Source organism: Caulobacter sp., from assembly GCF_035254145.1.
Taxonomy (GTDB): domain Bacteria; phylum Pseudomonadota; class Alphaproteobacteria; order Caulobacterales; family Caulobacteraceae; genus Caulobacter.
In genome coordinates this window covers 25,703-32,181 of the sequence record NZ_DATFAV010000104.1, presented here as the reverse complement: position 1 = coordinate 32,181, position 6,479 = coordinate 25,703, and the positions used below count along the sequence as shown (strand labels likewise).

Genomic DNA, 6,479 nt, shown 5'->3' with positions numbered 1-6,479 from the left:
AAGGCCTTCGCCCGCGAGGTCTGCGCGCGAATGGCCGCCGACAGTCCTGGCCAGTACCTGATCTCGATGGCCAAGAAGGATCGGGGCGGGAAGATTTTCCTCGACTATCTGCGCAACGACCGCATGAGCACGGCCGTGGCTCCGCTGTCGCCGCGCGGCCGGCCTGGCGCGCCGGTCTCGTGGCCGGTGGCCTGGACGCAGGTCCGGAAGGGGCTGGATCCATCGCGGTTCAACATCCGAACCGTGCCGGGGCTGATGAAGAGCCTGGACGCCTGGGATGCTTACGCCGAGAGCGAACGGGACCTGGCGGCGGCGATCAAGAAGCTGGGAAGGAAGTAGGCGGCCGCCGCGTTGACGGCGGCGGCGCGGCTTTTACAGTACCGCTTCGGCGCATTCGAACGCCGGTCCAACCATGACGACGGGAGAAGGGCATGGCCCGCGAGCAGGCGCTGAAAACGCTCGAGACCTGGCACGACCTGCTGGAAAAGCGCGAGTTCGACCGCCTGCGGCCCATAGCGGCCGAGACCGTGGTCTTCCGCTCGCCGGCCTTCTTCACGCCGTATCCGGGCGTCGAACCGCTGGTGCACATCATCAGCACGGTCAACACGATCTTCGAGGACTTTGCTTATCACCGAGAGTTCTGGTCGGAGGGCCATCGGGCCGTGGTGCTGGAGTTCAGCGCTCGCGTCGGCGACAAAAAGCTCAAGGGCGTCGACATCATCGCCTTTGACGACGCCGGCAAGATCACGGAGTTCGAGGTCATGATCCGCCCCGCCAACGCCGCCGCCGCGGTGGGCGAGGCGATGGCCGCCAAGGCCGGACCGCGGCTGAAGGAGCTGCTAGGCAAACCAGCCTAACCCGCCTTCTTTCGCGCCGGCGCCTTGTGCGGCGTCTTGCTGGCCGAAGCGCGCGCCGGAGCCTTCTTCGTCGCCGCCTTTGCGGGCGCCTTGCCCAGGCTGTTGCGCAGCGCCTCCATCAGGTCGACCACATTGGTGTCCTCGGGCTCGTCCGGCGCGGTGACCTTGCGGCCCTTGCCCTTCTGCTTTTCCTTGATCAGGGCGCGCAGGGCGTCCTCGTAGCGGTCGTTGAACTGCTCGGGATCGAAGGGGCCCTCTTTCTGCTCGATGATCTTCTGCGCGATCTGGATCATCGCCGCGTCCGGCTTCCCATCGGGGATCGAGTCGAAATAGGCGGCCGCGTCGCGGACCTCGCGGCGGCTGCGCAGACTCCACGCGATCATGCCGTTCTCGCGCGGCTCGATGGCCAGAAGGCGCTCGCGCTGGTGCATGACGACGCGGCCCAGGGCCACCTGGCCCTCCTTGGTCATGGCCTCGCGGATGACGCCGTAGGCCTCGGCGGCCAGCTTGCCGTCCGGAACCAGGAAGTAGGGATTGTCCCAATAGAGCCGGTCGATCTCGTCGGCGGCGACGAAGCGCTCGATGTCGATGGTCCGGGTGCTTTCCAGGCGGACGCTGTCGATCTCGTCCTGGGTCACGACGATATATTCGCCCTTCTCGTACTCGTAGCCCTTGACGATCTCCGAGCGTTCGATGGGGCCAAGATCCGGGTCGGTCGGGATCATCCGGATCCGGTTGTGGGTCTTCTTGTGCAGCATGTTGAAGTGCACGTCGCCGCGCGTATCGGTGGCGGTGTACATCGCGACGGGGCAGGTCACGAGCGACAGGCGCAGGTGGCCCTGCCAGGTGGGACGGCCGGCGGCCATGGGCGGTTCTCCAATCGACCCCGACACAACGGAACCTGGGCCGGAGGTGTTCCCTCAGTCGGCTGCGCACGACGCCTGGGCGGCCTCCAGGAAGCGGATCACCGCCAGTTCGAAAGCTCGCTCCGAACGGCCGGGCTTCAGCGGCAGAACGCCCTGCTGGTAGGCTTCCAGCACCAGAGGATGGATGTAGGAGCCCCGGCAAACGGCGGCGGTGTTGCCCAGCAGCCCGGCGACCGCCCTCACGCAGGTGTTGACGTTACGCTTGGCCTCGGTGGCGCTGGTCGCGTTGGGGATCAGGCACAGGGCCCGCGCCGCCGCCAGGGTGCCCGCCCAGGTGCGGAAGTCCTTGGCCGAGAAGTCGCCGCCGATCGCGGCGCGGATATAGGCGTTGACGTCGGCGCTCTCGACGGACCGCCGCTGGCCGTCATCATCGAGGTACTGAAAGAGGCGCTGGCCGGGAACGTCCTGGCAGGCCTTGACGATGCGCGCCAGTCGCCGGTCGCGGAAGCCGGTCTTGTGAACCTTGCCGCTCTTGCCCTTGAACTCGAACACGCCGCCCATGCTGGACAGTCTGGCGTGCCGGTCGCGCAGGGTGGTCAGGCCAAAGCTCTTGTTGGCCTGGGCGTACTCCTCGTTGCCTACCCGGATCAGGGTCAGCTCCATCAGCCGGACGACTGCGGCGATGACCTTGTCACGGGGCAGGCCGCGCCGGGCCATGTCCTTCTCGACGCGCGCCCTCAGCCGGGGCAGGGCGCGGCCGAAGGCGATCATGCGGCTGAACTTCAGGCCGTCGCGGTCGCGCCGCCAGGCGTCGTGATAGCGGTACTGCTTGCGGCCCTTCTGGTCGCGGCCGGTCGCCTGGATGTGACCGCGCGGGGAGGGGCAGATCCAGACCTCGGTCCAGGCCGGCGGGATAGCGAGAGCGCGGATTCGGTCAAGGGTGTCGGGATCGTTCACGCGACGACCATCGGGATCGCGATACGCGAAGCCGTCGCCAGCCGCGACGCGGCCTATGCCGGGATCGTCGTCATTGACGTAGGAGAGGCCGGTAGCCGCCGGCGTCAGATCAACCGTGTCGCGCGCCATGCCGCCAGCCCTCGTCCGCATTTCCTCGTCGGATCAACGGGGCGCGCGAGCACCGGGTTCCGAGTGTCGGGTTGGCGTCAGTTGCGGCTGGCGGTGGGATTCAGGGGGCTTCGTCGTCGACCATGGCGCGGACCAGGTCGACGACCCGGCGGCGCAGGCGGCGGTCGGCCAGGCGCGGGAACAGGCTGGCCAGCTCCAGGCCCTCGGGCGTCGAGACGAACTCGGTCATGCGCTGGGCGAAGCCGTCGTCCAGGCCGCTGTCGGTCTCGTCGAGGCCCTCGAAGAAATAGGACACCGGCGCCTGCAGCAGGCGGGCGGCGTCGTACAGCTTGCTGGCGCTGATGCGGTTGGCGCCGCGCTCGTACTTCTGAATCTGTTGGAAGGTGATTCCGAGGGCGTCGGCGACCTGGGTCTGGCTGAGGCCCATCATCTTCCGGCGGATTCTCAGTCGGGCGCCGACATAAAGGTCCACGGGGTGGGCCGGTTCGGCTGCGGGTCGATCGTTCATCCGCCTCAATTCCCTCAACGCCGCGTCGCGACTTCACACAAGTGTTAACGGATATAGACCGAGCTTGGCTGCGTCGTCACGTCCGGGCGTACACGGAACGGGTCCTGGGAGGTCATGTGGTCGGCGCGGGCTTGACGTAGGCGTCCCAGGGAGGTGTCTGCGCCGGATGAAGCATCAAACGGGCGCGCGTATCGCCGTGGCGGGAGCTGGGGCGTTGGGTTCGGCGACGGCGCTGCGGCTGGCGCGAGCCGGCCTGGCCGTCACCGTGTTTGATCCCGCGCCCGCCGGCGCGAATGCTTCGGGCGTCGCCGCCGGCATGCTGGCCCCGGTCAGCGAGGCGCTGTTCGATCCGGTCTCGCGCGATCACCTGGCCTTGATGCGGCGCGCCCGGGACCTCTGGCCCGCCTATGCCGAGGCCCTGGGAATTCCACTGTCCCGCGCCGGCGTGCGGATCGAGGGCTCGCAAGCCTGGCGCGCCCAGGTCGGCGCGCGCCTGGTCGAGCTGGGCCTGTCGCCGGGTGAAACCATCATGGACGACTGGCGGATCGAGGCTCGTCCCGCCTTGGCCGCCATGCGCGCCGCCGCGGAGCAGGCGGGTGCGGTGTTCAGATCCGGCGAAGTGACTCACTTCCAGGCCGGCAAGCTGGCGCTGGCGGACGGAAGCGTGGCGGCCTTCGACATCCTGGTGCTGGCGACGGGACCCGGCGTGCGCGGCGGACGCCTCGCGCCGGAGACGGCCGTGCTGGCGCCGATCAAGGGGCAGATCCTGCGCGCGCCGCCGCTGGACCCGGAGCCGGCGGTGATCCGGGGCGAAGGCGTCTATCTGGCGCCGGGCGAGGCGTTGGCCGTGGGCGCGACCATGGAAGCCGGCCGGGACGACGTCTCGCCGGACGCCTCGGCGACCCAGGCCCTGCGGGCGGCCGCGAGGGCGCTGCGTCCGGCGCTGGACCTTGAAGCGGCCTCGGTCGAGGTAGGGGTGCGCGCCACCACGCCCGACGGCTTGCCGCTGGTGGGCTGGAGCCGGACGCCGGGCGTCCTGCTGGCGGTGGGCGCGCGGCGCAACGGCTGGCTGTTCGCGCCGCTTGTGGCCGACATGGTCGCAGCGTATCTGACGAATGATAACCCAGGCCCCGAAGCCGCCGCCCTGGATGCGCGTCGCTTCGAGAAGGCTTGGAAAGAGACACAGCGCGCAGGGGAGTAGGCCGGATGTCCGGATTCTGGTTGACCGAAGAGCAGGAAGCCATCCGCGAAGGCGTCGCCAAGGTGTGCGCGGCCTTCGATGACGAATACTGGCGCCGCACCGACGAGACCGGACACTTCCCCGAGGCGTTCGTCGCCGCCATCGCGGAGGGGGGCTGGCTGGGCGTGGCCATGCCGGAGAGCGTCGGCGGCGCGGGCCTGGGCCTGACCGAGGCGGCGGTGATGATGCAAACCGTGGCCCAGTCGGGCGCGGGCTTCTCGGGCGCCAGCGCGATCCACCTCAACATCTTCGGCCCCATGCCGCTGGTGAAGTTCGGCACGGACGAGCAGCGCGAGCGCCTGCTGCCGCGGATCATCTCGGGCGAGGACAAGATGTGCTTCGCCGTCACCGAGCCCAATTCAGGCCTCGACACCTCGAGCCTGGAGACCCGGGCCGACAAGGTCGACGGCGGCTATCGCCTGAATGGCCGCAAGATCTGGACCACCGGCGCCCAGCGGGCCAACAAGATCCTGATCATCGCCCGCACCACGCCCAAGGATCAGTGCGCCAAGCCGACCCAAGGGCTGAGCCTGTTCTACACCGACCGCGAGAAGATCGAGGCCAAGCCGATCCCGAAGATGGGCCGCAAGGCCGTCGAATGTAACATGCTCTTCATCGAGGACCTGTTCGTCCCGGCGCAGGACCTGGTCGGCGAAGAGGGCAAGGGCTTCCAGTACCTGCTGCACGGCCTCAATCCCGAGCGCGTGCTGTTCGCGGCCGAGGCGATCGGCCTGGGCCGCGCGGCCCTGGCCAAGGCCGCGACCTACGCCAAGGAACGCGTGGTGTTCGGCCGTCCGATCGGTCAGAACCAGGGCGTGGCCCATCCGCTGGCCAAGTCCTGGGCCGAACTGGAGGCGGCCAACCTCCTGGCCTTCAAGGCCGCCGCCCTCTACGACGCGGGCAAGGAGTGTGGGGCCGAGGCCAACGCCGCCAAGTACCTGGGCGCCGAGGCCGGCTTCCATGCCTGCGAGGCCTCGGTGCTGGCGCACGGCGGCATGGGCTACGCCAAGGAGTACGACGTCGAGCGCTACTTCCGCGAGGCGATGATCGCCCGCATCGCGCCGATCAGTCGCGAGATGATCCTGAACTTCATCGCCGAGCGCGTGCTGGGCCTGCCCAAGAGCTATTGATCGTCGGACGAACGGCCGGATCGCGGAAGGCGCGACCCGGCCGCCGTTCAACGCCGGAGGAGGGCGCTCAAGCGCCCGCGTTGAAGCGGATCGGAATGCGGACGCTGGCGCCGTCGACGGCTTCGCCATTCTCCATCTGCGGCTTCATCTTGAAGAAGCGCGAGATCTTCAGCGCCGCCGGGCCGAACCCCTCGTCGGCGGGAGTCTCCGAGGCCACGACGCAATCGCGGACGGCGCCGTTGAGCGCGACGGTGCAGTTCAGCGTCGCCTGGCCCGAGACGCCGCGTCGCTGGGCGCTTTCGGGATAATATCGCGCCACCTCCTCGCTGGAGGGAATCCGCAGCCAGTTGGCGCGGGTGATCACCTTCGGCGCCGGCGGGGATGGCGGCGTGACGGGCGCGGTCGGAACGGTCGGCAAGGCGACCGGGCCGGGACTGGGCGGATAGTCGACCTCGACCGGCTTCAGCGGCAAGGGCTCTGGCGTGGGAAGCGGCGTTGGAAGCGGCGTGTGCAGCCGCATCTGATTCTTCGGCGGCTCGGAGGTCGGCGGAGGGGGCGGTGGCTTGGGCGTGTAGAGCGGCTCGATCTGGATGGCGTGATCCGGCTCGGCCTGGGGCAGCGGCGCAACGTACTTCTGGTAGGCGAGATAGCCGATCAGCGCGATGTGCGCGGCGGCCGAAACACCCAGCCCGATCAGCAACATCTTCGAGGGCCGGCGCGGCGCCTCGTCCAGGCCTGGGATGCCGGAGCCATTGGGGTTGAGGGCCAGGGCCATGTCGAACTCCTAAGCGA

7 protein-coding genes and 1 pseudogene are annotated in these 6,479 nt (G+C 68.9%); 4 read left to right on the top strand and 4 right to left on the bottom strand.

The features are described from left to right. Positions 1 to 339 (top strand): annotated as a pseudogene (locus VJ655_RS06025) (ATP-dependent DNA ligase); the annotation flags it as partial. 92 nt (positions 340 to 431) lie between these two features. Continuing rightward, positions 432 to 857 (top strand): nuclear transport factor 2 family protein, encoded by a 426-nt coding sequence (locus VJ655_RS06020; RefSeq protein ID WP_324110160.1) that lies wholly within the window; start codon positions 432 to 434, stop codon positions 855 to 857. Here the strand turns inward: VJ655_RS06020 and VJ655_RS06015 are convergent. From VJ655_RS06015 to VJ655_RS06005, 3 genes are all read right to left on the bottom strand, one after another. Then, positions 854 to 1,723: a Ku protein gene (locus tag VJ655_RS06015; RefSeq protein WP_324110159.1), complete on the bottom strand. Its 870-nt coding sequence runs from the start codon at positions 1,721 to 1,723 to the stop codon at positions 854 to 856. The two genes, VJ655_RS06020 and VJ655_RS06015, sit on opposite strands and share 4 nt — an antisense overlap. 54 nt (positions 1,724 to 1,777) lie before the next feature. Then, positions 1,778 to 2,809: a DNA topoisomerase IB gene (locus tag VJ655_RS06010; protein ID WP_324110158.1), complete on the bottom strand. Its 1,032-nt coding sequence runs from the start codon at positions 2,807 to 2,809 to the stop codon at positions 1,778 to 1,780. 100 nt (positions 2,810 to 2,909) lie between these two features. Beyond that, the gene (locus tag VJ655_RS06005) at positions 2,910 to 3,317 is read right to left on the bottom strand and encodes a helix-turn-helix transcriptional regulator (RefSeq protein ID WP_324110157.1); all 408 of its coding nucleotides are present in this window, start codon (positions 3,315 to 3,317) and stop codon (positions 2,910 to 2,912) included. A 166-nt stretch (positions 3,318 to 3,483) separates the two neighbouring features. Here VJ655_RS06005 and VJ655_RS06000 point away from each other — a divergent pair, with 166 nt between their 5' ends. Both VJ655_RS06000 and VJ655_RS05995 read left to right on the top strand, forming a co-directional pair. Continuing rightward, the gene (locus VJ655_RS06000) at positions 3,484 to 4,518 is read left to right on the top strand and encodes an FAD-dependent oxidoreductase (RefSeq protein WP_324110156.1); all 1,035 of its coding nucleotides are present in this window, start codon (positions 3,484 to 3,486) and stop codon (positions 4,516 to 4,518) included. Between the two features lie 5 nt (positions 4,519 to 4,523). Then, the gene (locus VJ655_RS05995; protein WP_324110155.1) at positions 4,524 to 5,687 is read left to right on the top strand and encodes an acyl-CoA dehydrogenase family protein; all 1,164 of its coding nucleotides are present in this window, start codon (positions 4,524 to 4,526) and stop codon (positions 5,685 to 5,687) included. Positions 5,688 to 5,754: 67 nt separating this feature from the next. Here VJ655_RS05995 and VJ655_RS05990 read toward each other — a convergent pair whose 3' ends face one another. Then, the gene (locus tag VJ655_RS05990) at positions 5,755 to 6,462 is read right to left on the bottom strand and encodes an energy transducer TonB (RefSeq protein WP_324110154.1); all 708 of its coding nucleotides are present in this window, start codon (positions 6,460 to 6,462) and stop codon (positions 5,755 to 5,757) included. Between the last annotated feature and the right edge of the window lie 17 nt (positions 6,463 to 6,479).

What these genes read in the sequence shown, in the direction of transcription:
- VJ655_RS06010 (WP_324110158.1), bottom strand. Translation starts at nt 2,809, where the DNA reads ATGGCGCGCGACACGGTTGATCTGACGCCGGCGGCTACCGGCCTCTCC.
- VJ655_RS05995 (WP_324110155.1), top strand. Translation starts at nt 4,524, where the DNA reads ATGTCCGGATTCTGGTTGACCGAAGAGCAGGAAGCCATCCGCGAAGGC.
- VJ655_RS06020 (WP_324110160.1), top strand. Translation starts at nt 432, where the DNA reads ATGGCCCGCGAGCAGGCGCTGAAAACGCTCGAGACCTGGCACGACCTG.
- VJ655_RS05990 (WP_324110154.1), bottom strand. Translation starts at nt 6,462, where the DNA reads ATGGCCCTGGCCCTCAACCCCAATGGCTCCGGCATCCCAGGCCTGGAC.
- VJ655_RS06000 (WP_324110156.1), top strand. Translation starts at nt 3,484, where the DNA reads ATGAAGCATCAAACGGGCGCGCGTATCGCCGTGGCGGGAGCTGGGGCG.
- VJ655_RS06015 (WP_324110159.1), bottom strand. Translation starts at nt 1,723, where the DNA reads ATGGCCGCCGGCCGTCCCACCTGGCAGGGCCACCTGCGCCTGTCGCTC.
- VJ655_RS06005 (WP_324110157.1), bottom strand. Translation starts at nt 3,317, where the DNA reads ATGAACGATCGACCCGCAGCCGAACCGGCCCACCCCGTGGACCTTTAT.